23 protein-coding genes and 3 tRNA genes are annotated in these 24265 nt (G+C 60.4%); 22 read left to right on the plus strand and 4 right to left on the minus strand.

What is annotated here, in order from left to right:
- The first annotated feature begins 230 nt into the window (after positions 1-230).
- The 5 genes from BAD_RS01475 (at position 231) to BAD_RS01495 (ending at position 5466) form a co-directional block, all read left to right on the plus strand.
- Positions 231-1358 (plus strand): phosphate ABC transporter substrate-binding protein PstS, encoded by a 1128-nt coding sequence (locus BAD_RS01475; RefSeq protein WP_041777235.1) that lies wholly within the window; start codon positions 231-233, stop codon positions 1356-1358.
- A 162-nt stretch (positions 1359-1520) separates the two neighbouring features.
- Positions 1521-2474, plus strand: coding sequence for a phosphate ABC transporter permease subunit PstC (pstC, locus tag BAD_RS01480; protein ID WP_011742792.1), 954 nt, complete (start codon positions 1521-1523; stop codon positions 2472-2474).
- Positions 2474-3469: a phosphate ABC transporter permease PstA gene (gene pstA, locus BAD_RS01485; RefSeq protein WP_041777236.1), complete on the plus strand. Its 996-nt coding sequence runs from the start codon at positions 2474-2476 to the stop codon at positions 3467-3469. The genes pstC and pstA overlap by 1 nt, the downstream gene beginning before the upstream one ends.
- Positions 3470-3513: 44 nt before the next feature.
- The gene (gene pstB, locus BAD_RS01490) at positions 3514-4293 is read left to right on the plus strand and encodes a phosphate ABC transporter ATP-binding protein PstB (RefSeq protein WP_003807858.1); all 780 of its coding nucleotides are present in this window, start codon (positions 3514-3516) and stop codon (positions 4291-4293) included.
- Positions 4294-4524: 231 nt separating this feature from the next.
- Positions 4525-5466 (plus strand): metal ABC transporter solute-binding protein, Zn/Mn family, encoded by a 942-nt coding sequence (locus BAD_RS01495; RefSeq protein ID WP_011742794.1) that lies wholly within the window; start codon positions 4525-4527, stop codon positions 5464-5466.
- Between the two features lie 89 nt (positions 5467-5555).
- Here BAD_RS01495 and BAD_RS01500 read toward each other — a convergent pair whose 3' ends face one another.
- Positions 5556-6944, minus strand: coding sequence for an NCS2 family permease (locus BAD_RS01500; RefSeq protein WP_033499317.1), 1389 nt, complete (start codon positions 6942-6944; stop codon positions 5556-5558).
- 421 nt (positions 6945-7365) lie between these two features.
- Between BAD_RS01500 and rplJ the strand changes: the two genes are divergently transcribed.
- From rplJ to BAD_RS01525, 5 genes are all read left to right on the plus strand, one after another.
- Positions 7366-7887 carry a 50S ribosomal protein L10 gene (gene rplJ, locus BAD_RS01505; protein WP_003807864.1) on the plus strand — a complete coding sequence of 174 codons (522 nt, stop codon included), beginning with the start codon at positions 7366-7368 and terminating at the stop codon, positions 7885-7887.
- Positions 7888-8000: 113 nt separating this feature from the next.
- Positions 8001-8381 (plus strand): 50S ribosomal protein L7/L12, encoded by a 381-nt coding sequence (rplL, locus tag BAD_RS01510; RefSeq protein ID WP_003807866.1) that lies wholly within the window; start codon positions 8001-8003, stop codon positions 8379-8381.
- A gap of 232 nt (positions 8382-8613) precedes the next feature.
- Complete coding sequence (locus BAD_RS01515) at positions 8614-10101, plus strand: FHA domain-containing protein (RefSeq protein ID WP_050731440.1); 1488 nt, start codon at positions 8614-8616, stop codon at positions 10099-10101.
- Between the two features lie 8 nt (positions 10102-10109).
- Positions 10110-13730, plus strand: a complete 3621-nt coding sequence (locus BAD_RS01520) for a helicase (RefSeq protein WP_041777237.1) — start codon at positions 10110-10112, stop codon at positions 13728-13730.
- A 23-nt stretch (positions 13731-13753) separates the two neighbouring features.
- Positions 13754-13999 (plus strand): hypothetical protein, encoded by a 246-nt coding sequence (locus BAD_RS01525; protein ID WP_033499404.1) that lies wholly within the window; start codon positions 13754-13756, stop codon positions 13997-13999.
- 43 nt (positions 14000-14042) lie between these two features.
- Here BAD_RS01525 and BAD_RS01530 read toward each other — a convergent pair whose 3' ends face one another.
- From BAD_RS01530 to BAD_RS01540, 3 genes are all read right to left on the minus strand, one after another.
- Entirely contained in the window at positions 14043-14795 is a 753-nt protein-coding gene (locus tag BAD_RS01530; protein WP_229027833.1) for an SAF domain-containing protein, read from the minus strand.
- A 163-nt stretch (positions 14796-14958) separates the two neighbouring features.
- Positions 14959-15141, minus strand: coding sequence for an FmdB family zinc ribbon protein (locus BAD_RS01535; protein WP_003807880.1), 183 nt, complete (start codon positions 15139-15141; stop codon positions 14959-14961).
- A gap of 82 nt (positions 15142-15223) precedes the next feature.
- The gene (locus tag BAD_RS01540; RefSeq protein WP_011742799.1) at positions 15224-15844 is read right to left on the minus strand and encodes a 5-formyltetrahydrofolate cyclo-ligase; all 621 of its coding nucleotides are present in this window, start codon (positions 15842-15844) and stop codon (positions 15224-15226) included.
- A gap of 131 nt (positions 15845-15975) precedes the next feature.
- Between BAD_RS01540 and BAD_RS01545 the strand changes: the two genes are divergently transcribed.
- The 12 genes from BAD_RS01545 (at position 15976) to BAD_RS01600 (ending at position 24256) form a co-directional block, all read left to right on the plus strand.
- Entirely contained in the window at positions 15976-16581 is a 606-nt protein-coding gene (locus tag BAD_RS01545; RefSeq protein WP_113736355.1) for a GNAT family N-acetyltransferase, read from the plus strand.
- 59 nt (positions 16582-16640) lie between these two features.
- On the plus strand, positions 16641-17837 hold the full coding sequence (locus tag BAD_RS01550; RefSeq protein ID WP_011742801.1) for a hypothetical protein: 1197 nt from the start codon (positions 16641-16643) through the stop codon (positions 17835-17837).
- A 222-nt stretch (positions 17838-18059) separates the two neighbouring features.
- Entirely contained in the window at positions 18060-18353 is a 294-nt protein-coding gene (gene groES / locus BAD_RS01555) for a co-chaperone GroES (RefSeq protein ID WP_011742802.1), read from the plus strand.
- Positions 18354-18575: 222 nt separating this feature from the next.
- Positions 18576-18657, plus strand: a tRNA-Tyr gene (locus tag BAD_RS01560).
- Position 18658: 1 nt separating this feature from the next.
- Positions 18659-18731: transfer RNA gene (locus BAD_RS01565), tRNA-OTHER, on the plus strand.
- 5 nt (positions 18732-18736) lie between these two features.
- Positions 18737-18810 (plus strand) — tRNA-Met (locus tag BAD_RS01570).
- Between the two features lie 51 nt (positions 18811-18861).
- Positions 18862-19032: a 50S ribosomal protein L33 gene (gene rpmG, locus BAD_RS01575; protein ID WP_003807891.1), complete on the plus strand. Its 171-nt coding sequence runs from the start codon at positions 18862-18864 to the stop codon at positions 19030-19032.
- Positions 19033-19093: 61 nt separating this feature from the next.
- Complete coding sequence (locus BAD_RS01580; protein ID WP_041777239.1) at positions 19094-20293, plus strand: FAD-binding protein; 1200 nt, start codon at positions 19094-19096, stop codon at positions 20291-20293.
- Between the two features lie 105 nt (positions 20294-20398).
- Positions 20399-21898 (plus strand): amino acid permease, encoded by a 1500-nt coding sequence (locus tag BAD_RS01585; RefSeq protein ID WP_038444051.1) that lies wholly within the window; start codon positions 20399-20401, stop codon positions 21896-21898.
- A gap of 36 nt (positions 21899-21934) precedes the next feature.
- A complete protein-coding gene (gene fdxA / locus BAD_RS01590; protein ID WP_003836048.1) occupies positions 21935-22255 on the plus strand; it encodes a ferredoxin in 321 nt (106 codons plus the stop codon).
- Positions 22256-22455: 200 nt separating this feature from the next.
- A complete protein-coding gene (gene dapC / locus BAD_RS01595; RefSeq protein WP_011742805.1) occupies positions 22456-23604 on the plus strand; it encodes a succinyldiaminopimelate transaminase in 1149 nt (382 codons plus the stop codon).
- Positions 23605-23743: 139 nt separating this feature from the next.
- Positions 23744-24256: a hypothetical protein gene (locus BAD_RS01600; RefSeq protein ID WP_144036383.1), complete on the plus strand. Its 513-nt coding sequence runs from the start codon at positions 23744-23746 to the stop codon at positions 24254-24256.
- Positions 24257-24265 lie beyond the last annotated feature (9 nt).

Here is a 24265-nt window from a genome sequence, read left to right on the forward strand (position 1 = left end):
AAAGGCTTGGTATAGCGCGCATTCGCATCGTGCTTGCAAAGAACGGTGAACGGAAGGAACGTCGAACGGCGAAGGTGTCGTAGACTGTTCATCTTCCGTTCACCGTTTTTGGTTTGGGGCGAGTGAAACGCCCAATAGGCTGGAGATTGTCATGAAGAACGATGGCGACAACAGAAAATCGAAAAATCAGAAACATACGCCATCTGAATGTTGACAGAGGGAAAAGAATAATGCGTAACTCCATTCTCGTACGCTCCATCGCCGCTGTGTCCGGCATTGTGATGCTGGCTTCCGTCGCGGCTTGCGGTGACAACATCACCGCTTCCACCGATTCTTCGGCCAAGTCCGATACCAAGACCGAAACCGTTTCCGGCAACTTCTCCGGCGCTGGCGCTTCTTCCCAGCAGGCCGCCGTCGAAGCTTGGATCGCCGGCTTCCAGGGCACCAACCCGGACGCCAAGGTCGCTTACAACCCGTCCGGTTCCGGCGCTGGCGTGTCCACCTTCCTGACCGGTGCAACCGCATGGGCCGGCTCCGACGCCTCCCTCGCCGATAACGAGGTCGAGCAGTCCAAGAGCGTGTGCGCTTCCGGCACCGCCTTCGACATCCCGGTCTACATTTCCCCGATCGCCGTCGTCTTCAACCTGCAGGGCGTGTCCGGCAAGGGCAAGACCCTGAACATGGATGCCGAGACCATCGCCAAGATCTTCGACGGCAAGATCACCAAGTGGAACGATGACGCCATCAAGAAGCAGAACCCGAAGGTCGATCTGCCTGACCTCGACATCACCGTGGTGCACCGTTCCGACAAGTCCGGCACCACCAAGAACTTCCTGAGCTACGTCAAGGACGCCGCTGGCGACGCATGGAGCTACGACCTCGGCGAGAACTGGCCGAACGAGGTCGGCCAGGGCGCCAAGGGCACTTCCGGCGTGATCTCCACCGTGCAGCAGGCTGACGGCACCATCGGTTACGCCGATGCCTCCCAGGCCGGCGATCTGGGCACCGTGGCCGTGAAGGTCGGCGACGATTACGTCCCGTTCTCCGCTGAAGCCGCCGCCAAGGTCGTGGACGCCTCCCCGCTCGACGATTCCGCCAAGGGTGACAACCGCGTGGTCGTCAAGCTCGACCACAACACCACCGAGAAGGGCGCCTACCCGATCGTGCTGGTCTCCTACGACGTCGCCTGCCCGGCATACAAGGACGCCAACACCGCCAAGTTCGTCAAGTCCTGGCTCACCTACGTGACCAGCGACGAAGGCCAGCAGACCGCCGCTTCCGCAGCCGGCTCCGCTCCGATGTCCAACACCCTGCGTCAGAAGGTCGTCAAGTCCATCGACGCCATCAAAACCAAGTGAGCCCATCACAGTGGGGCGATCGCTTTCGGTGATCGGTGACTGACCGTAGGTTTCAGGCCGCAGCCGCGTAAAAAAACGGCTGCGGCCTGAAACGATACCTACGGACGATACGCAAAACCAGAAAAATCGAAAGCAATCGCAAGCAAACCAAAAGGAGAACCCGTGAGTTCGCAAAGCAAAACGGCACAGCAGCCGGTGAGCGGCAAGAACGCGGATAAGGTGTTCAAGGGCGTGGCCTACGCCTGCGGCATCCTGATCCTCGTCGTGCTCGCCGCGGTCGCGCTGTTCCTGCTGTTCCGCGCGTGGCCGTTGATCGGCGGTGACCAGAAGGCCAACAGCGCGACCATCAGCAACTTCACCGGCGGCAAGGCTTCCAGCTTCTGGGGCTACGTCGGACCGCTGCTGTTCGGTACCGTGCTGATTTCCGCCCTGGCACTGCTGATTTCCTTCTTCGTGTCGGTCGGCATCGCACTGTTCATCTCGCATTACGCGCCGAAGAAGCTCGCCACCGCCCTGAGCTATGTGGTCGATCTGCTCGCCGCCATCCCGTCCGTTATCTACGGTCTGTGGGGCGGTCTGGTGCTGGTGCCCGCCATCTACCCGTTCTGGAATTGGGTGGCCAAATACCTTGGCTGGATTCCGATTTTCGCCGGTCCCGCCGCCAATCCCTCCCGTACCGTGGCCACCGTGTCCGTGGTGCTGGCCGTCATGATCCTGCCGATCATCACCTCCATGTCCCGCGACATCTTCCTGCAGACCCCTCGCCTTCAGGAAGAGGCGGCTCTGGCCCTCGGCGCCACGAAGTGGGAAATGGTCAAGCTCGCGGTCCTGCCGTTCGGCAAGTCCGGCGTCGTGTCCGCCTCCATGCTCGGCCTCGGTCGTGCGCTCGGCGAGACGATGGCCGTGCTCATGATCCTGTCCCCGGGCCTCAACTACTCCGTCAAGCTGCTGCAGGCCTCGCAGAACCAGACCATCGCCGCGAACATCGCCGCGCAGTATCCGGAAGCCAACGATCTGGGTGTTTCCGTGCTGATCGGCACCGGCCTGGTCCTGTTCCTGATTACCTTCGTGGTGAACTTCATCGCTCGTAAGCTCACCGAGAAAGCGAGTGCGTGATGACCGCCGCAAATAACGACGCTTCGCCGATGGACGGCGCTCCCGTCATCGACTTCGACAAGTTCAAGCCGACCCGTTCCTTCACCTCAGCGCGCAAGCGCAAGGACTTCGCCATGAAGGCGCTCATCTCGTGCGCGTTCATCGTGGCGTTGATCCCGCTGTTCTCGGTGCTGCTCACCACCATCATCAACGGCGTCAAGAGGCTGAACCTCAACTTCCTGAGCTACAACATGACCGGCGTGGTCGGCGGCAACTCGACCCCGTCCGGCGGCTACGGCGGCATCCTGCACGCCATCATCGGCACGCTGGAAATCACCTTCGGCGCCATGCTCATCTCCATCCCGATCGGCCTGATGTGCGCCGTGTACCTGGTGGAATATTCCAACCGTGGCAAGCTGGCACAGGTCATCACCCTGCTGGTCGACGTGATGAGCGGCATCCCGTCCATCGTCGCAGGCCTGTTCGCCTTCTCGATGTTCACGATTCTGATCGGCCCCGGCACCATCAACGGTTTCGAAGGCTCCGTCGCACTTTCCCTGCTGATGCTGCCGACCGTGGTCAAGTCGTCCGAGGAAATGCTCAAGATCGTGCCGCACGATTTGCGCGAGGCCTCGTACGCCCTGGGCGTCACGAAGCAGCGCACGATCACGAAGATCGTGCTGCGCACCGCCCTGCCGGGCATCGTTTCGGGTGCGATTCTCGCCGTCGCCCGCGTGATCGGTGAAACCGCTCCGTTGCTGATGACCGCAGGCTACATCGCCTCCACGAACGTCAACCTCTTCTCCGGCCAGATGACCACGCTTCCGGTGTACGTCTACCAGGAGTATTCCAAGCTCAACGCGAACTGCCCGGCCAACGCTTCCGCGGCCTGCGTCACCACCATCCCGATGGAACGCGCCTGGGCCGCAGCCCTTGTGCTGATTCTCATCGTGCTGATCCTCAACCTCATCGGCCGTCTCGTGGCGAAGATCTTCGCCGTCAAGTCGGAACGCTGAGCGCGGTCGAATAGTCGAAAACATAAGAACAATAAGGAAAACAAATGGGACAACGTATTGATGTCAACCATCTGAACATCTTCTACGGCGACTTCCTGGCCGTGGAAGACGTGAACATCAACATCGAAGCCAACAAGGTCACCGCGTTCATCGGACCTTCCGGCTGTGGCAAGTCCACCGTGCTGCGCACCCTCGATCGCATGCACGAGATCATTCCGGGCGCCCACTGCGAAGGCGAGGTGCTGCTGGAAGGCAAGAACCTGTACGACAAGGATGTGGATCCGGTCGCCGTCCGTCGTGACGTCGGCATGGTGTTCCAGCGTCCGAACCCGTTCCCGACCATGTCCATTCGCGAGAACGTGCTGGCCGGTGTGAAGCTCAACAACCGCAAGATCTCCAAGTCCGACGCGGATGATCTGGTCGAGTGGGCCCTGCGTGGCGCCAACCTGTGGAACGAGGTCAAGGATCGTCTGGACAATCCGGGCATCGGCCTGTCCGGCGGCCAGCAGCAGCGTCTGTGCATCGCACGCGCCGTGGCCGTGCACCCGCAGGTGCTGCTCATGGACGAACCGTGCTCCGCCCTCGACCCGATCTCCACCCTGGCCGTGGAGGATCTGATCAACGAGCTGAAGAACGAGTACACCATCGTGATCGTGACGCACAACATGCAGCAGGCCGCCCGTATCGCCGACTACACCGCCTTCTTCAACCTGAAGGCCGTCGGCCAGCCGGGTCACCTCGAGTACTTCACCGACACCACCACGATGTTCAACAACCCGCAGAACGAAGAAGCCGAACGTTACGTCTCCGGACGTTTTGGCTGATCGATAAGGCCGATTCGCCAAAACGTAGTGCCAACCCGGTGGGTTGGTGCGAGTCAGCTTCAGCTGGCCAGTTAATAGCGCTTCGCTGTGCGAAACTCTGTAATTGTACGTTTTGGCTGATCGGCAGCTCCTTTTCCCCGCAAACCGACGTTGAGATTGCTCTCGGCGTCGGTTTGTTGTTTTTCTTGTGGAAGCGACACGCGCTGTTGAGAATCATTCTCAGTTACGGTTATGATGGATTCACCGAAGCATGAAGCGTATGAAAATGGAGGAACCATCGTGAACCGTTATGCAAGAATTGCGATTGCCGTACTCGCTTCCGTCGGCCTTCTCACTTCCGCGTCTGCCTGCGGAACGTCGCAGAACGGTGCCGGTTCCGCGCATGGCGCGATTTCCGTCGTCTCCTCCATCAACCAATGGGGCACCCTCGCCGAGCAGCTCGGCGGAAGCGGCGTGCAGGTGACCAGCATCATCAACTCCACCAACGTGGACGCGCACGACTATGAGCCGACCACGTCCGACATCGCCAAACTGCAGAAGGCACGAATCGTCATCGTCAACGGCGCCGGGTACGACTCATGGGCCGTCAAAGCCGCGCAATCCGCCAAATCGCAAGTCATCAACGCGGCGGAGATCGGTGGCGTCAAGGATGGCGGCAACCCGCACGTCTGGTTCTCGGCGGCGGTGCGCAAAGCGGTCGCACAGGCCATCACCAGGGCATACGAGGGCACAAGGCCCGACGGCAAGGCCGATTTCGACAAGCTGAACCAGCAATGGCGTTCCAAGGAAGACGAGGTCGCCCGAAAAATCACGGAGACCAAACGCAAGGCGGATGGCGAAGCCTATGCCGCCACGGAATCGGTCGCCGAATATTTGGCCGGGGACCTGGGCCTCAAAGACGCGACGCCGACCGGCTACATGCGTGCCACGGCCAACGAAAGCGAGCCAACGCCGACCGACATCAAACAGTTCACCGACATGCTGGAGGCCGGCAAGGTCGGCCTGCTGGTGGTCAACATTCAGGAGGAGACCGAGTTGACCGGCAAGATCGTCACCGCCGCCAAATCGTCCAATATTCCGATCGTGGAGCTGACCGAGCAGATGCCGGAGCAGTACGATTCCCTGACGGACTGGATGGCCGCGCTCGTCGACGCGTTCTCCCAAGCCATCTAATGCGGATCTGCGTCAAACCGATACGAAAGTCGATAAAAAAAGGGCGATTCCACTGAAGGAACCGCCCATTTTCCGTATGAAAAGGACTGTTACAGCACTGCGGTGATGATGAAGTCCAGAATGAACAGCACGGCCACGACCCAGATCACCGGATGCACGTCCTTGGCCTGCTTCTTGCAGGTCTTGACGATGCAGTAGGTGATGAAGCCGCCGGCGATGCCGTAGGAGATGGAGTAGCTGAACGCCATGAACACGGACGCGAAGAACGCCGGAATGGCTTCGGAGATGTCGCCCCACTCGATTTCCTTCAAGGAGGAAGCCATCATGCAGCCGACCACGACCAGCACGCCTGCGGTCGCGGCGGACGGCACGGCGGAGATGACCGGGGAGAGGAAGGCGGACAGCGCGAAGCAGATCGCCACGACCACGGAGGTCAGGCCGGTGCGGCCGCCGGCGGCGATACCCGCGGAGGACTCCACGTAGGTGGTGGTGTTCGAGGTGCCGCAGATGGCTCCGATGGAGGTGGCGATGGAGTCGGCGAACAGGGCCTTGTCCATCTTGGAGGAGAAGCCGGAACCGTTCTCAAGAGCCTTCTCGTCCTCGGCGGAGAAGATGCCGGTACGACGGCCGGTGCCGATGAAGGTGCCGATGGTGTCGAAGGTGTCGGACATGGAGAACGCGAAGATGGTCAGCAGGATGATCGGCAGCTTCGACACGTCGGAGAACAGCGCCGGGAAGCCATCCTTGGTGAAGATCACGCCGAAGGTCTGCGGCAGCTGGGCGAAGGTGTCGGCGATGGACACGGAGTTGGCCATGGTGGTCTGGCCCATCGGAATGCCGACGACCGCGGTGACGGCGATGGCGATCAGCATGCCGCCGCGTACCTTGAGCACGGTGAGCACGATGGCCAGCACCAGGCCGATGATGAACAGCCAGATGGTCGGATTGTTCATGACGGCAAGGCCCGGGGTGGCCTGCACGGTGTCGCCGCTCTTGGCCGCGGACTTGGTGGTGAAGGTGAAGAAACCGACGTTGAGGAAGCCGACGTAGGCCACGAACAGGCCGATGCCGCCGCCGATGGCGTTCTGCAGCACTTCCGGAATGGCCTGGATGATCATCTTACGAATCTTGGTGACGGTGATGATGATGTTGATCAAACCGCACAGGAACACCATGCACAGGGTTTCCTGCCACTTGAAGCCGAGGCCGAAGCACACGGTGTAGGTGAAGAACGCGTTGAGGCCCATGCCGGCGGCCTGCGCATACGGAACGTTGGCGAACAGGCCCATCACGAGCGTGCCGATGATGGCCGCGATGATGGTGGCGAGGAACACGCCGCCCCACGGCATACCGGTCGAAGACAGGATCTGCGGGTTGACGATGATGATGTAGGACATGGCGAAGAACGTGGTCAGGCCGGCCATGATCTCCGTGGAGACGGTGGTGCCGTTCTCCTTGAGATGGAAGAATTTCTCCATTTTCTCTTTTCTCATCTTTCTTGGGTTGGTAGGCGCGTGCCATATGGTGGCGTGCGCCGGCGAGAATCGCGACTCGCCTGGGACATGCGTCCCTGAACAAAGCAAACGTAGCACCTATGTAAGTCATGGAAATTTCGTGCGATTGGTAAGGGGTTGCTTTTGCGGCGGCGCGACACGCCGGTCTGGATTAGTCCAAACGGGTCAGTAAATTACCCACTTGTAAACCACAGACCGTTGGTTGGAGCGTGCAAGCGCTCACGAAGTTTGGTTCGCCAAGCCAGCGCAGGTTGAAGAACATACGCCCACCAAGGGCTTTCCGCTTAGCGGTCGAATGTTGCTCTGCCTGCGTGCAGGGCTTTTTTTATTGCCCTGCGAGGTGTTCCGAATCTCACAGTCAACGGTTGACTAAGGAAGGAACGCCATGAAGAGGCCCGAAAAGGAAGCGGTGGTCGCTCAGCTTACGGACAAGTTCCGTAACGCCGACGCTATCTACCTGACCGAGTACCGCGGGCTTACCGTTCCGCAGATCTCTGAACTGCGCGAAAAGCTAGGCCGCGATACTTCCTACACTGTGGCAAAGAACACGCTCGTTCGCATTGCAGCCAAGGAAGCTGGCATCGAAGGTCTTGATGAACTTCTCGCCGGCCCGACCGCTGTGACCTTCGTGAAGGGTGACTTCATCGAAGCTGCGAAGACCCTGCGTGACTTCGCCAAGACCAACAAGGCACTGATCATCAAGGGCGGCTTCGCTGATGGCACCGTCTACGATGCTGAAGGCGCCAAGAAGCTGGCAGACCTCAAGTCTCGCCCGCAGCTGCTCGCCGAGTTCGCCGGCGACATCAAGGCTACGATGTCCAAGGCCGCGTACCTGTTCAACGCTCTGCCGACCAAGGCCGTGCGTACGATCGATGCGCTGCGCGAGAAGCAGGAAAAGGCTGCCTGATTTCGCTGCGGCTCGCCGCATGAATGAAGCAACCACAAAAAAGAAAAACAATTGTTTTAGGTGACGGCCACCTCTTCAATTCAGTCCGTCGCCAAGAATGAAAGGAAGCCATTATGGCTAAGTACACCAACGATGAGCTGCTCGAAGCTTTCGGTGAGATGACTCTGGTTGAGCTCTCCGAGTTCGTCAAGGCCTTCGAAGAGAAGTTCGACGTCGAGGCTGCTGCCCCGGTCGCCGCTGTTGCCGCCGCTCCGGCTGCTGGCGCTGCTGCTGAGGAAGAGAAGGACGAGTTCGACGTCATCCTCTCCGCCGTTGGCGACAAGAAGATCCAGGTCATCAAGGCCGTCCGCGCTATCACCAACCTGGGCCTGGCTGAGGCCAAGGCTCTCGTCGACGGCGCTCCGAAGGCTGTCCTGGAGAAGGCCAAGAAGGAAGACGCCGAGAAGGCCAAGTCCCAGCTCGAAGAAGCCGGCGCCACCGTCGAGCTCAAGTGATTCGCGCGGCTTCAAGCCGCAATCACCAAGCTGTAATGGAAACCCCGTTTGCCGTAAGGCAGCGGGGTTTTCCGCATATGGAGCATGACTCAGGCATGTTCTAAAATGGGGGAATTAGGCGAAAGTTGTCAATTTATCGGTTCGGAATCCTTACTTTCGCGATGAATCATGACACAATGGCAGATAGTGTAGTGCGAAAGGAAGGCCGACAACGGTGAGCGAGGATCGACGAATGACGCGGCAGTGGACCGTCAAAGTTGACGGAAACAACGTGAAAACGCTTCATGACGGCGAAAGCGTGGAAATCGGGCGCAAACCGTTGCGCCCGCTGTCGGATGACGGGTTCGCTCGTCTCGACATCATGGATCCGGGCAAGTCCATGTCGAAAAGACATGCGGTCCTCTCCGTCGACAAGCAGGGCAATTGCTCCGTACGAGATCTGCATTCCACCAACGGCTCGTTCGTGGTGACGAACAACGGCCAACTGATGCGCCTGCCCGCAGGCGAGGACATCAAGCTGCCCATCGACTCGATGACCCTGCAGTTCGGCGACGTGCGTCTTACGCTCGAATCCGCATTCGAACACGATGACGAGGATGACGACGCCACCTCCGGTGTCTCGGATGATACAAGCCAGCCGGTTTCGAACCTGTTCGAATACGCGGTCTCCGACGAGGCTCCGCAGGAACCGGATGCAGCCGACATGTCCGTGGACGACATCCTCAATCTGCGTGCCGGCGAGCCGACGACGTTCTTCCACGCGCGCAATGTCACCGACCGTGCCGATGCTCTGCACCAGGCGGAACGTCAGACCTTCACGCCGGAGCATGCCGACAAGCCGGAACTCGAAGATGCATTCCCCTCGGTCTCCTTGGTTCAGGAAACCGTCGTGGCCGCGGACAAGCCCCGCGACCTGTTCGCCGACGCCGCAGCGCAGGCCGAGGCTGAAGCTGAGATCGAGGCCGATGCGGCCGATTCCGCTGATGCGGCTGCGACCGATGCCGAGGTGGCTGCCGTCTCAACCGAGACAGCCGCTCAGCCCTTGGAAGCATCCCATGACGGTAACAAGAACAACCTGATTCCGGTGGACAAGCTGTTCAGCGCGCGCCCCAGCACGCCAATCGCCGTCGCTCTGCCCGACAGGAACGACACTGGCGATAACACAGGCAACGTTGACAAGGCTGACAATGCGGCTGACGCGTCCGCCCAGGAACAGACGCAGTCCGCCGAACAATCGCAGATGGCGGAACAGCCCACATCGGAAACGGCCGAACAGCAGCCCGCCGAACAGCAGTCGAAGCCGATGCACGCTACGCAGCCGCAGACGGAACAGCCGGGAACGGTGACCGCGGAAGACGACGACGAGCGGTTCCGCCCGCAAAACAGCCAATCGCAGCCCGCGCCGGACGAAACCGCCGCATTCAAGCCGATCTTCGAACCGGGATCGGTATTCGACCGTGTGTCCAAAGGCGGCCTCGCCAAGCAGGAGCAGACCATCGAGGTCGACGGCCTGACCTCCGATGACGCCAAACGCACGGATGATTTCACAGTGCAGTTCCAGATGGCGCGTCATCCGGAACTGTTGCCGTTCCTCGCCATGAACCCATCCCTATACGATGACCTGTACGCGTGGTTGGGCGCATTGGGCAACCAAGACATCGATGCGGCTTTGGCACACAATCCGGGATATGAGGAATACCGCAAGGCAGTAGGGAAGTGAGTCGGTATATGAGCGAAAACGAAGAGACGGCCACCGCGTTGGACCGTATCCGCGGATGGCGTGAGGAGTATCGCCTTGGTCTGGCACCATCCCCGCTTGAGGATGTGACGCAACTGAGCGCCCAGCTTGACCTGACGCATGCGCACCCATCGGGCATCGCGCAGCTGTTCGCCAAAGGACACGTCACCTTGGACTCGTTGTTCCGAGACAACGGCATGCTGCGCGCCGCGGGCAGGCGTGTGGAACGCGTGCTCGACGACCGTGACGCGAAAAGCCGTGTCAGCGGCGTCGGCGAACTCTCCTTGGTGGTCGGCGTGGCCATTTGGAAAGGCAACCAGATGCCGGTGCTCATGTATCCGGTCGAAGTGCGCAAGGAAGGCCGCAACATCGAGAACGGCACCGTCATCGCGTTCACCGGACGAGTGCGTCTGAACGCGGCCTTCGCCGCCGTGATGCGTGAAAACAACGTGACATTGGACGAGACCAAGCTCTTCGATGGTTCGAATTACGAAAGCGGCACCCCCGAAACGTCCGCGGTGTTCGCGGCCATCACAGCGCGCGCGTCCAGCGTTTTCCCCGATTTCGAAATCGAACGTCACATCATCCTCGGCTGCTTCATGGACCCGTCCTCGCAGATGCTGGTGGAAAGTCGCCAGATCATCAACCAGCTGTCCCAAGGCCCGACAGGCAACACCGTTCTGGACGCGCTCGCCGGGAACAAGGAAGCCGCGGACGCGCTGAAAGACGCGCAGATTCCCGAATACAGTCCGTTCGACGCCGATCCCCATGGCGAATACGAGATTGGCGACGTTGACAACACCGTCCGATACGCGGCGCAGCTGGCCGCATCCGGGCATTCGATTTTCGTGGACAGCGCGATCAGCGGCAACACGGCCGAACAGGCCGCGGCAATCGCCTCCCGTTGCGTGATGGGCGGACACAGCGTGCTGTACGTGCCGTGCGTCACCGACCAAAAGCGCCGTTTCATGCAGACGATCGCGGCCAACGAGATGAGCGGCCAATTGCTGGACATCGCCGATGACGGCGCCAATGCGGCAATCGACCGTCAGCTGATAGCCGCAGTCGGTTTCCAATCCGGCGTCGCGACTTCGCGTTTCGACCAGATCTCCGACGAACTGGTGGGCGTACGCTCCCGCCTGGCCCGCTATCTGGGCGACCTGCATGGCGTCAGCCAGGAATGGGGCGTGTCCGCATACCAGACCATCCAGAACCTCGCACAAATCGCCGTCCTGCCCACGCATCCGACCACGCATGTGCGTCTGACCAAGCAGTCCGCCCATTCCATCGCGGACAAGATGGAGGAATGGGCCCAGAAGCTGTATCGCGCGGGAGAACTCGGCGAATACACCATCGGCGCGCAGGACACCGCCTGGTACAAAGCCTCCCTGTATTCCGAAGAGGAAGCGATCAGCGCATACCAGCGTGTGGTCGAGCTGCTGCGCAAGGTGCTGCCCGCCACCCGCAAACAGGTGTCCAGCACCGTGCAGACCTGCGGCTTCCCGATTCCCACCACCGCGCAGGAGTGGGGACGCCAGGTCATGGTGCTCAAGAACCTGCGCCGCGTGCTCGACGTCTTCCAGCCGGAAATCTTCGAACGCGACATCGATTCCATGATCGAGGCCACCAAGCCCAAGGCCCAGCGCAAGGCCGAAGGCAGCTCCATGGGATTCTGGGAACGTCGCCGCCATATCAAGGAGGCCAAGTCGATGCTGCGCGTCGGCGCGCAGGTGGAGAACCTGCATGAGGCGCTGCTCGTGGTGGCCAAGCAGGCCGAACAGTGGCACATGTTCGTTCCTCACGGCGGATGGCCGGTGCTGCCCGCCAAACTCGACGACATCATCAACACGCAGGACCAGCTGACGAACGATATGACCGCGTTGAACGTGGCGCTCGCCACCACACCGCAGGGCGGCAATCTGGACACCGTCGACCTCAACCAGGTGGAAGAGCGTCTGAAGGCCCTGTATGACGACAAGCAGGCGTTGGATACGCTGCCGGAACGCGCCCGTCTGGAACGTGAGTTCCATTCGGCCGGTCTGGATGAGCTTGTGGCGGACCTGAGCAACCGCGGCGTGCCGAACGACGCCGTGGCCGGAGAACTGCAGCTGGCGTGGTGGACCACGGCTTTCGAAGACATCGTGAAGTCCTCCGCCATCATTTCCAACCAGGATGGCTCCGCCATGCAAAGCGCCGCCGACCGATTCACCCAGGTGGATGTCGAACACGTGCGTTCCATCGGACCGATGGTCGCCCAAGAGTCCGTACGCCGTCTGTGCGACATGCTTTTCTCCCGCACGCAGGAAGCCAATCTGCTGCATACCACGCTTGCCGGTTCCCGAAACGTGCCGTTGAACAGGCTGCGCAGGGAGCATCCGCAGATTTTGGCCGCGGCAAAGCCTATTCTGGTGGCAACGCCAGCCACGCTCGCTGCCATCACCGACCCGGCGCCGCTTGCCGATACCGTCATCATCGATACGGCCGCGCATATTCCGTCCATCGAGCTGCTCAGCATCATCGCCCGCGCGAAGCAGGTCGTGGTGATCGCGCACCGCAAGACCGTCACATCCGATGGCCTGCAGCGACTGATCGCACTGCTGCCAAGCGTGAAGATAACCGACAGGCCGGTTCGCCGTGCGCCGAAGCTCAACGCCTTCCTCGAATCGGAAGGATACGGCTCCGTGCCGTGCGATGTGGCGCGTGAAGGATACCAAGGCGAAGTCGCGTACCATTTCGTGCCGGACGCCAACGGTGTGCCGGTCATCAATTCCGGCCTGGTCGAATCAAGCCAGCAGGAGATCGACGAAGTGGTGAGCATCATCCGCAAGCGCGCGGCCGGTTTCACCATCGTTCCCGCATCGTATGTGCTTACCGTGGTAGCGCTCACGCACACGTTCCGCATCCGTCTGGGTGCCGAGCTCAAGTCGCTTGCCAACAAAGACAAGGCCATGGGCATGTTCCTGCGCCACGTGCGCATCGTGGACATCGTCGATGTGGCCGGCGCCCACGCCACCGACGCGATTCTTGCGATGTGCTACGCCAAGACCTCGCACGGCAGGCTGCTGCAGCAGTTCGGCGCGCTGGAATCCGACGGCGGCCGAGGCATGCTGCTGGACGCTTTGGCGGTACCGGACCGTCATCTCGACATCGTCTCGTCCTTCGCATCCGACGATATGGACGACGAGCGACTGCATCAGGATGGTCCGAAGGCGCTCAAAACCGTGCTGCGTTGGGCCGAACAGCTTGATGACAGCATGGTCCGCCCGGCGATCAAGGAGTCCGGAGAGAACGTGCTCTTCAACGATCTCGCCGAGAGGATCCGCGAACGCGGCTTGGACGTGGCCGTCGATTACGGTTTCGATGACGGACTCAAACTGCCGTTGGTGGTTGGTCTGAAAGGCGAGCCGTTCGCTTTGGCCGTGCTCACCGATGACGCGCAGTTCATGGGACTGCAATCCACCAGGGAACGCCATCGCGTGCTGCTGCAGGACATCGAATCGCTTGGCTGGTCGGTGATGACGGTATGGAGCGTCGGCGCGTTCGTGAACCCCGATAAGGAAGTCGACCGCATCGTGGCACGACTGGGAAGCCTGTACCGGGAGGAACGGTGAGCGCCGAGCATATCGAAAACGTCATGGAGCATGACGATTCGCAGACCCAGTCCGAGACGCACTCCACACCCAGTTATTCCGCCACGCGGCGGACCGCACGCAAGCATAAGCGCGTGGTCCGCCAAGGTACGGAACTGTTCGATGCCGATGGCGTCAAACTCGAACCTTCGGACGTGCTCACCAAGCGCCAACGCGAGGCGGATGACGACAAGCGCATCCTAAACGAGCTTCCGCCACATTGGGCGGTCTTCTCCGAACGCGGCCGCTGATACGTCCAGCCGGGTGCCAGCTATCGATTAGGATTATCAGCCATTAATTGATGGTGGCGATGACCGCACTGTATTCCTGAACCCGCAACACGACGGCCGCCTCATTGGGCGGCATGGCGAACACCGCGATGGTATTGCCTTGCGCATCCTTAGCCGGTTTGCCGGTCAGCAGCGCTTCGGCGCAGATCGTGTGTAACTGCGCATCCACACCACCGTCCGGCATATCATTAGCCATGCCGGACGGCGTTTCCGTACCGTTCGGCATATCCGCGACATTCGGTGTGCCGGACTGCATCTCAGCATCTGTCATGGTGGCGCTGGAAAGTGTCACCTTGTCTCCGGGAATCAAACCGCCGGCCACACTTGCCAAACGCACTTCGATACTCGTATGGCCCTGCGGCACAACGGGGGACGCACGGGCCATGCCCGACATAAGCACATCGTGCGCGCCGATGCCCACCTGTGCGATCAAGCCGACGGCGTCGTCAAGCGTATGGAAGGCGTTGCTCAGCGAGCCATCGCTCGGCGCCTCACGTAACTCCACGTCTTCGCGTGTGATGGCCGTGCCTTTGGCGACATTCCGCACCGCGACCACAATAGGCTGCGTGGCGATGGCTGCGCGTACGCATTGCAGCGTGGCGAATACCGTCAGGCCAGCGCACAATGCGGCGAGGAACCGATGCAGGCGTGCGTTGCTTCGTCTGGCTTCCAACGATGCGGCAGTCGAACCATGACGGTCTCGTTGCAGACGCGTCGTGCGCGCGGTCCGTCCTTCCGAAGCCGTCGATGTGCGCAAACTCGAATGTGGCCGGCGGTCCATCAAGGAATGAAAAAAGGTCATCATGCATGCATGATGACCTGATTGTTATGACCACGGCAAGCGGAATCCGGGGTTGTGGTCGGAGAATGGGAGTTATCCACAATCTCCGGCGTGTCGCGTTGGATTCCGCGCCTGTGGGTCACTTGGATTTGTCGGTGCGGTAGAAGCCGGACCCCTTGAACTCGATCGGCACCGCGGAATAAACCTTGCGGACCTGCTCCTCGCCGCATTCCGGGCATACGGTAATCGGATCGTCGGTGAATGACTGCTGCTCGGTGAAGTCGTAGTTGCAGTTCTTGCAACGGTAATGGTAAGTAGGCACGATATCCTCGCTTTACGCACAATCCCAAATTTCTTAACGGGACATATCCTAGTACGTTCCCTGAGACGGCCCCGCAACCGTCCTATCCTCGGACATCGGCATAACCATCCGGCGTGAGCACGCCGTCGACGGGAATATCATGCGGCTCATGCGGCACGGTCTCGTCGGTCGGCTCCCAAGGCCAGCAAACGGCGACCACGCGCGCGGTGCTGCTACGATGCTCCAAAGCGCGGTCGTACCAACCGCCGCCGCGCCCCAATCGGAAACCATGTTCGTCCACAGCGAACGCTGGCACAATGATCAGCTCGGCCGAAGTGAGAACTTCCGGTCCTTCCGCTGCGTTTTCCGGCTCCTGCGGGCGATGTGTGTTGATGGAACCATCAGCATTGCGCTGGTCGCGCAGATCGTCAAGACCGTTCAGCTCACTCCAGCCGACTTCCATGCCAGCACCCAGACGCGGCACCAAAACACGGCAATCCGTGTCGAACATCGCTTCGAGCAACGGCATCATCGATATTTCACTGCCCATCGAGGCGAAGGCCGCGACGGTCGATCGCGGTCGAATCAACGACGCTTCCAATGCGTGTTCGGCAAGCAGCCGTCCCGCTTCGCGACGCTGGTCGGCGGACGTCCGCTTTCGTCGTTCGATCGCAGCCGCGCGCCAATGCCGTTTCAGCTCGCGTTGTTGCTTACACATGTCCATATCGTTCGTTGTACCACGGTTCGATTGCGTGGAAAACGGAACATGGGGTATGGGTGGGGCACAATGGAAGGGTGACGATTTTGCAATCCTTGAGCGACATGATGCGTCGTCCGGGGAATAATTCCTTTGAAATGCCGGAATTCATCCAATCGCACAGCATGCGCGTCCCGGTGAGTCTGCGCCCGTTGACGGGCGCCGACTATGACGAGTGGAACGAGGTTCGCTGGCGCAACGATGCCTGGCTCAAGCCGTGGGAATCCGGCGATCCGCTGCACGGCGCGCCCATCACCTACAAGGAATGGATGAAACAACTGCGGCGCAACGAACGGGCCGGTACCGGTGCCGTGTTCGCCATCGAACAGCATGGCCGTATCGTCGGGCAGATCTCGTTGGGCGCAATCTGCTACGGCGCGATGCGTTCCGGCGTGGTCGGCTATTGGGTGGACGAGCGTTGCGCCGGGCGTGGCTACGCGCCGATGGCGGTGGCGCTGTTGGCGGATTGGGCCATGTTCGACCCGGCCGGACCTCGACTGCATCGCATGGAAATCGACATTTTGCCGGAAAACAAGCGGTCCCGTGCCGTCGCACGCAAGGTCGGAGCAACGTTGGAGGGGGTGCGGCGCGCGTATATGTACGTCAACGGCCAATGGCGCGATCATGAAAGCTACGTATTGATGGCCGAGGACGTGCCAAACGGTTTCACCGCGCGTCTGATGACAGGGAATTCACCCTCCTGATTCGACACGCCGGGGAGGACTCGCCTCGAATGTCGGAATGTCACCTATTCTTATGACATATGGGTTATGAATCGTTAAGCACGGTGGTCGTGCTTGCGATCGTTGTCATCCTGATGCTCATTTGGTTGCCCAGACGGACGATTAAAGGCATGAAGAGGGTGATCGAACATCGCGAGGACCGCTTTTCACCGTCGTTGCATCTGGTGGATGCCGACAGCGGAACGCGATTTTCCGATGAGACCGTCGCGGCAGCGAAAGGGGTACTGATGCAGTCCACAGAGGCGCACAAAGGCGCAACATCCGAAGAACGGATCGCGGAAATTCGCGCCCTTCGTCACGCCGCGGTCCGCAGGAGGCGCGCCATCGCCGTCTCATTGCTGACAATCACGGTCGTTGTGCTGGTCTGTGCGTTCGCACTGCACTTCAGCCCGCTGTTCGCGCTCATTCCGGCCGCGTTGCTGGCCGCGGTGCTCGCGTTGGGTGTGCGTGCGTCCAAGCAGGCCGTGGCGTGGGAGCGGAAGGTCGCCAGATACCATGCCAAGGTGAAGAAGCGTGTCGCCGCCGAACGCAAACGTGCGCAGGCGGAGCAGGCGGAACGTGCCAGACTGCGCGCGCAGGAGCTGGCCGAAGCCCGCAAGGTCGTCGACGAGCAGTTGAAGACCGATGTCGTTCCCGAGGGGGAGATTCGCCAGGCGATCGCCCGCGGCAAGGCCGATCGGGACGCCGCGGTGAAACGGCGCAAGGAAGAGATGTCTTCCAAGGAAGAGACGCAGACTGCCGAGAAGGCCGTCGACCAGACAACCGAACGTGCGGATGCCGCGCCCGCTGACGTCAAGGAAGTGGGACTGTCCATCCACGATGAGCGAGACAATATGGCCGAAGAAGCCAAAACCGTTGCCGTCAAGTCCACGCAGGACTTGATTTCCTTCTCGTTGGGTGCGCCTCGCGACGGTGCCGACGTTGAGGTGGATGCTCCGGAAAGCATGGAGATCAAGTCCACCAAACAAGTGGCCAAGGCCGTGCCCGTCGAAACGCCTTCCGACGAGGCTGAGCCGTTGATTCCGCCAAACGACGCAATGGGCAGCATGGATGCCGATGAGGCCGCCGCCCGCGTGGATGAGGGCGTGCACCTCAGAGAGGTCGACGTTCCGGGATTCCACGATGCCGAAGTACGTGCCGATGTGGAGGCTCCGGATGTGACTTCGGACTCCCTAGGCACCGGCCTGGAGGCCATTCTGGCCCGTCGTAGCGCCTGACGAAACGCTTGAACCGTTTTTTACAAAGCCTGGAACCGCATGGTTTCAGGCTTTTTTGATAATTTCTCTCAGAGCGTTAGCACTCGAGTTGGCAGAGTGCTAATAATCGCGCTAGGATAAGTCACAGCGCGAAAGGACGACGCCGTAAGTGATCGTCAGCCTCTTGCTAGCGGGTCCCGGCGCGGTAAGTATCGATTTCTCTTTAGAAAGAGGAGGTCCACAGTGTCGATCTCACTCACACCGTTGGAAGACAAGATCATCGTCAAGCAGGCGGAAGCCGAGACCCAGACCGCTTCCGGTCTGTTCATTCCGGACAATGCCAAGGAGAAGCCGCAGCAGGGTGAAGTCCTGGCTGTCGGCCCGGGCCGTCGTAACGACGCCGGCGAGCGTATCCCGGTCGACGTCAAGGTCGGCGACAAGGTGCTGTACTCCAAGTACGGCGGCACCGAGGTGCACTACCAGGGCGAGGATTACCTTATCGTCTCCGCTCGTGACATCCTGGCCATCCTCGGCTGAGACTAGCGCGTAGCTGTCGAAACCCCGTTTCCCGTATATTGCGATTTGCAAGGCTCGGGAGGCGGGGTTTCTGCGTTGTTCGGCGCCGATTTGCGCAAAACGTTGGAATTTCAACGATTTGCGCCGTTTTTGGCTGTCGCGACACGCCGTATTTGCATAAGTCGGCCGGTCTGTGGCATACTAAACGGGTTGCCGGTTGGGGTTCAACCAAACAGGCAGCACGGCGGATTTCCCAAGCGGTCAAAGGGAACTGACTGTAAATCAGTCGCCTCGTGCTTCAGTGGTTCGAATCCACTATCCGCCACGCCTCGATAGCTCAGTGGTAGAGCACTTCCTTGGTAAAGGAAGAGGTCGTGAGTCCGATTCTCACTCGAGGCTCTCATGGCGGGATAGCTCAGCTGGCTAGAGCGTACGACTCATAATCGTAAGGTCAAGAGTTCGAGTCTCTTTCTCGCTACAAAGGCCGACGGAATGTCGGTATAGCAACGAACCACAAGAGGTGAACTAAATGGCAAGCAAGAGCGCCGACATTCGTCCGGGCATCACGCTGGCATGCACCGAGTGCAAGGAGCGTAACTACATCACGACGAAGAACCGCCGTAACACGCCGGATCGTCTTGAGCTCAAGAAGTTCTGCTCCCGCTGCGGCAAGCAGACCGTGCATCGCGAGACCCGCTGAGCGGAATCAAGCTTTCGAAACCCGACCAATTTGGTCGGGTTTTTTGTTACTCTGGAGCGTTATGACTAGTTTTGCAGATCTCACCACCATCGGTGTGGGCGGTCCTATCGCCACTTTCCTGGAACCGACCACGCGCGTCGGCGTCATCGAAGCTGTTGAGGAAGCCGATTCCCAAGGACTGCCATTGTGCGTGATCGGCGGCGGATCCAACATGCTCGTATCCGACACGCCGTTCGAAGGCGTGGTGGTCCGCGATGCGAGACGCTCCATCGGCGTGTTGGATGAGGCGGCTCCGGTCGAGGATGATGGGCGTGTCGTCCACGTGAACGCCGAAGCCGGCTGCAACTGGGATGATTTCGTCGATTACTGCGTCCGACTTGGACTGGAAGGCGTCGAAGGCTTGTCCGGCATTCCTGGCACCGTCGGCGCGTCGGTCGTGCAGAACATCGGCGCGTACGGTCAGGAGGTCGCCACCAGCGTCGACAGCGTCGAGGTTTGGGATCGTAAGGAACGTGCGGTAAAGGCGTTGCGCAACGATCAGCTCGCCTTCGGCTACCGCATGAGCGCGCTGAAAGCCAGCATGTACAGCGCTCCGGCGACTCCGGCCGCGGAATTTTTCCCGACGCCGCGATACGTGGTGCTGTCCGTCACGTTCGCGTTGCGGCACAGCGATACGGGCGTGGTCGGTTACGGTCAGCTCGCCAAGGCGTTGGACGTCGCCGTGGGCGATCGCATGAACACCGCGGACATCCGCAACGCGGTGCTGAAGGTGCGTGCGGCTAAAGGCATGCTGGAAGACGCGCATCGCTATGCGTCGCCGGCCATGCAGGGCACCAAGAAGACGAATCTGGTCGATGTCGCTCTTGAATCGCAATCCAAGCAGAACGGCGATGACGGTCCGGACTTCAACCGCCATAGCTGCGGCAGCTTCTTCATGAACCCGATTCTCACGCCACAGCAGGCCGAGACGCTTCCCGAAGACGCGCCGCGCTTCGACGCGGCATTGCCGGGCGGCGGGCAGGGCGTCAAGACCTCCGCGGCCTGGCTCATCGACCATGCCGGCTTCCATAAGGGGTTCAAAATCAACGAAAACGCTCCGGCTGGCCTGTCCACGCTGCATACGTTGGCGTTGACCAATCGTGGGGGAGCATCAGCCGAAGATATCGCCCGCCTCGCCAAAACCGTGCAGGACGGCGTCGAGGCCGCGTTCGGCATCCGACTGGTGCCCGAGCCGGTCGTCATCGGTATGAATCTTAAATAGCGTCACGCACGCCGTCAATGTGACGAAAACGACTTATACTTGCGCCTTGTGCTCTAGAAGGTGGAGCGTGAAACCGCGCGGGCGGAAAGAAGAGAAGGACGAGACATGAACGTATTTCGCAAGAAATCCGTCGAACAGACGCTGGCTGAAACAGGTGAGTCCGGCCATGCGCTCAAACGCGATCTGACCTGGTGGGATCTTGCCATCATGGGTGTGGCCGTTGCCGTGGGCGCAGGCATCTTCTCCATCGGCGCGCAGGCGGCTGCCTTCCATGCCGGTCCGGCGGTGGTGCTGAGCTTCCTGATCGCAGGCGTCGTGTGCGGCGCCGCCGTGATGTGCTACGCCGAATTCGCCTCCATGATTCCAGTGGCGGGTTCCGCCTACACCTTCACCTACACCACCGTCGGCGAGATCGTGGCATGGGTGATTGGCTGGGATCTGATCCTTGAAATGCTCATGGCCGGTTCGGTCGTCTCCAAATACTGGGGCGTGTACCTCAACCAGTTCTTCGAGCTGATCGGCTGGAACATCAACACCAACATCGCCATCGGCTCGTTCAACTTCGACCTGGCTCCGGTCATCATCGTCGCCTTCTTCACCGCGCTGCTGGTGATGGGCACCAAGATCGGCGCCCGCGTGGACGGCGCGCTCACCATTTTGAAGATCGCCATCGTCGTGTTCATCGTGGTCGTCGGCTTCTTCTACATCAAGGCCGAAAACTTCACCCCGTTCATTCCGCCGAGCGAACCCGCAGCATCCACCGACGGCTCCGGCGTCTCCGCGGTCATGGAACAGCCGCTGTGGCAGTGGGCCACAGGCATGGCCCCCAGCATTTATGGCGTGACCGGCATCATCTCCGGCGCGGCACTCGTGTTCTTCGCTTTCCTCGGCTTCGACGTCGTGGCCACCGCTTCCGAAGAGACCATCAACCCCAAGAAGAACGTGCCGCTGGGCATCGGCGTGGGCCTCGGCCTGATCATCGTGCTGTACACCCTCGTGGCCATCGTCACCACGGGCATGGTCTCCTATAAGGACCTTGCCAAACAGTCCGATCCGTCACTGGCCGTCGCGTTCAAGATGGTCGGCGCCGACTGGGCTGCGAAGATCATCAGCCTCGGCATCGTCATCGGCATGGCCACCGTGGTCATGGTGCTGCTGCTCGGCCTGACACGCGTGGTGTTCGCCATGAGCCGAGACGGACTGCTGCCGCGTGGCCTGAGCCATACCGGCAAGCATGGCACTCCGGTGCGTCTGCAAATCATCGTCGGCGTGGTCATGGCGCTGATCGCGGCCTGCTGCAATGTCGGCATCCTGTCCGACATGGTGAACATCGGCACGCTGTCGGCGTTCACGCTGGTGGCGATTTCCATTCCGATCATGCGCAAGAAGCGCCCCGACCTGGAACGTTCCTTCAAGATTCCTGGCAATCCGTGGGTGCCGATTCTGATTGCGCTCGCCAACCTGTGGCTGATGGTCAACCTGAGCGTGCTCACTTGGATCCGTTTCGTGGTCTGGCTCATCGTCGGCTTCGCCATCTACTTCGGCTATGGCTACCGTCATGCCCGTCTCGGTGCCGGCGAACTCGAAGTTGCCGCGCAAGAGTAATCTGGAACAGTACACGTTGTTGTTGAGGAGGTAAGCATGCCGTATGTTGTTGCCCAGCCGTGTGTGGACGTCAAAGACAAGGCCTGTGTGGACGAGTGCCCGGTCGATTGCATCTACGAAGGCTCCCGTTCCCTGTACATCAATCCGAACGAATGCGTGGATTGCGGCGCATGCGAGCCGGTGTGCCCGACCGAAGCCATCTTCTATGAAGACGATCTGCCAGACGAGTGGGCTTGGTACAAGGACGCCGCAGTCAGCTTCTTCGCCGAAGTTGGTGATATGGGCGGCGCTTCCGCAGCCGGCCCGATCGGCAAGGATCCGGAGCAGGTAGCTGCTCTGCCGCCGCAGAACCAGTGAGCATGTCTTGGCTGATGCGTCCGCCGTCCGTATTGCGCGTAAAGCGGAATATTCGCGGTCGATTTTAACCGGTTTGCCGCTGACGTTTGCACACGTCAGCGGCAAACCGGTTTTTGTATGGAACGGTTGCATGTGCCGGCACGTCGATTGCCGTATGCTGGAACATGGTTGTGATTTCCGCTTGAAAAGGAGCCTTACGGATGGGTTTTCATGAATTTTCATCGCCGTACGACTGGTCCCGCATCGCGTCGTACAAACGTACGGCGAAAGCCGCGTTCGGTGGCATGGTCGACCTGTCCGTCGGTTCTCCCGTCGACCCCGTTCCCGATTCGGTGCGTAAGGCGCTCGCGGTCTCGTCGAACGACCCGAACGCGTACGGATATCCCGTTACGGCAGGTACCGCCGATTTGCGTGACGCCATTCACGAGTGGTTCGCGGCCGCCCGCAATGTCGATTTGCGTGCGATCGGCGCCGATGCGGTGCCGACGGTCGGTTCCAAGGAAGGCGTCGCGTTGATGGCGTCGCTGCTGCATTTCGGCGAGGGCGATGTCGTCGTGCAGCCGAAGGTGTCGTATCCGACGTACGAGATCGGCACGCAGTTGGCCGGCGCGCAAACGCTGAAGGTCGACGACGTGGCGGATGCGGATTCCTGGAAGGATGTGCCGGGCGTCAAGGCCGTTTGGGTCAATTCGCCGTGCAATCCGACCGGTGAGGTGCTGTCCGCGGAACAGATGGCCGGTATTGTGCGTGCCGCGCGCGCGATTGGTGCCGTGGTGCTGTCCGATGAATGCTATGCGTTGATGCAATGGGAAGACGACGTTGCGGAAGCGGATGCGGATACGCTTGCCTCCACGCCGTGCGCCTTGCGCGCCGATGTGTGTGGCGGGTCCGCCGAAGGCGTATTGGTGCTGTATTCGCTGAGTAAGCAAAGCAACATGGCCGGGTATCGTACGGCGCTTATCGCTGGCGATCAATCGCTGATCGGGCCGATGGCGGCATACCGCAAACAGATCGGGCAGATCATTCCCGGACCGGTGCAGGCTGCGATGGCCGCCGGGCTGCGTGACTTCGACGCGGTCAAGACCCAGCATTCCCGTTACCAGGAGCGTCTGGGCATGCTGGTGAGTGCTCTGCGCGCATACGGATACTGCACCGACATGCCGCAAGGCGCGTTGTACGTGTGGGTGAAAGCCAAGTCCGGCGACTGCTGGGAGGATCTGCGCCAGCTTGCCGAAATCGGCATCGTCGCCAGCCCCGGCGAGTTCTACGGAGCGCCGGAATACTTGCGATTCTCGGCTACGGCCAGTGATGCGGCGATCGCCTCCGCCGCGGAACGATTGGCACGTTGACGGTTTGCTGACGATGGCCTTTTGACGAACGAAAGCGTTGAAAACAAAAAGGACCTCCGATTCACTCGGAGGTCCTTCATTATGGCGGAGTCAGAGGGAGTCCAACGCCCATGCGTCTTATGGCTATGTGCAGCTGTTGATGTCGCTGATCCAGGAGTGGCGTGCGCTACTCAAGCGTCCGGAACTACCATTCATATTCGCCCAATTGCCGAACTATACTTTGGAACCCGATTGCGATTGGCCAAGGCTGCGTGATGAACAACGGCGCGCTTTGACGTTGTGGAACACGGCGATGGTGGTGACGATCGGATATGGAGAGGATAATGACCTGCATCCTTTGGATAAGCGCCATGTCGCGCAGCGCTTGGCAACGGCTGCCGAGTCGTTGGTTTATGGACGTGATCGCGAGCCGATGGGGCCGCTTCCTGTCATGGCGATTCACAAGGATGACGGCATTGAGATCTCCTTCATCCATACGGGAGGGGGATTGGTCTGCACAGGCGACGTGCCTTTTGACATCTTGGAGCCGGGAGGCTCGATATATCGGGTGAAGGCTCGTCGGTACGATTGCTATGGCGGTAACGGAACCGGGCGTTCGAGTGGCGCAGTGAGAGAGCTCTCCCCAGTACAGTGTCAGTTTGTCGGCCAATGAAGCATCGAT

Source organism: Bifidobacterium adolescentis ATCC 15703 (assembly GCF_000010425.1).
In the GTDB taxonomy this organism is placed as follows: domain Bacteria; phylum Actinomycetota; class Actinomycetes; order Actinomycetales; family Bifidobacteriaceae; genus Bifidobacterium; species Bifidobacterium adolescentis.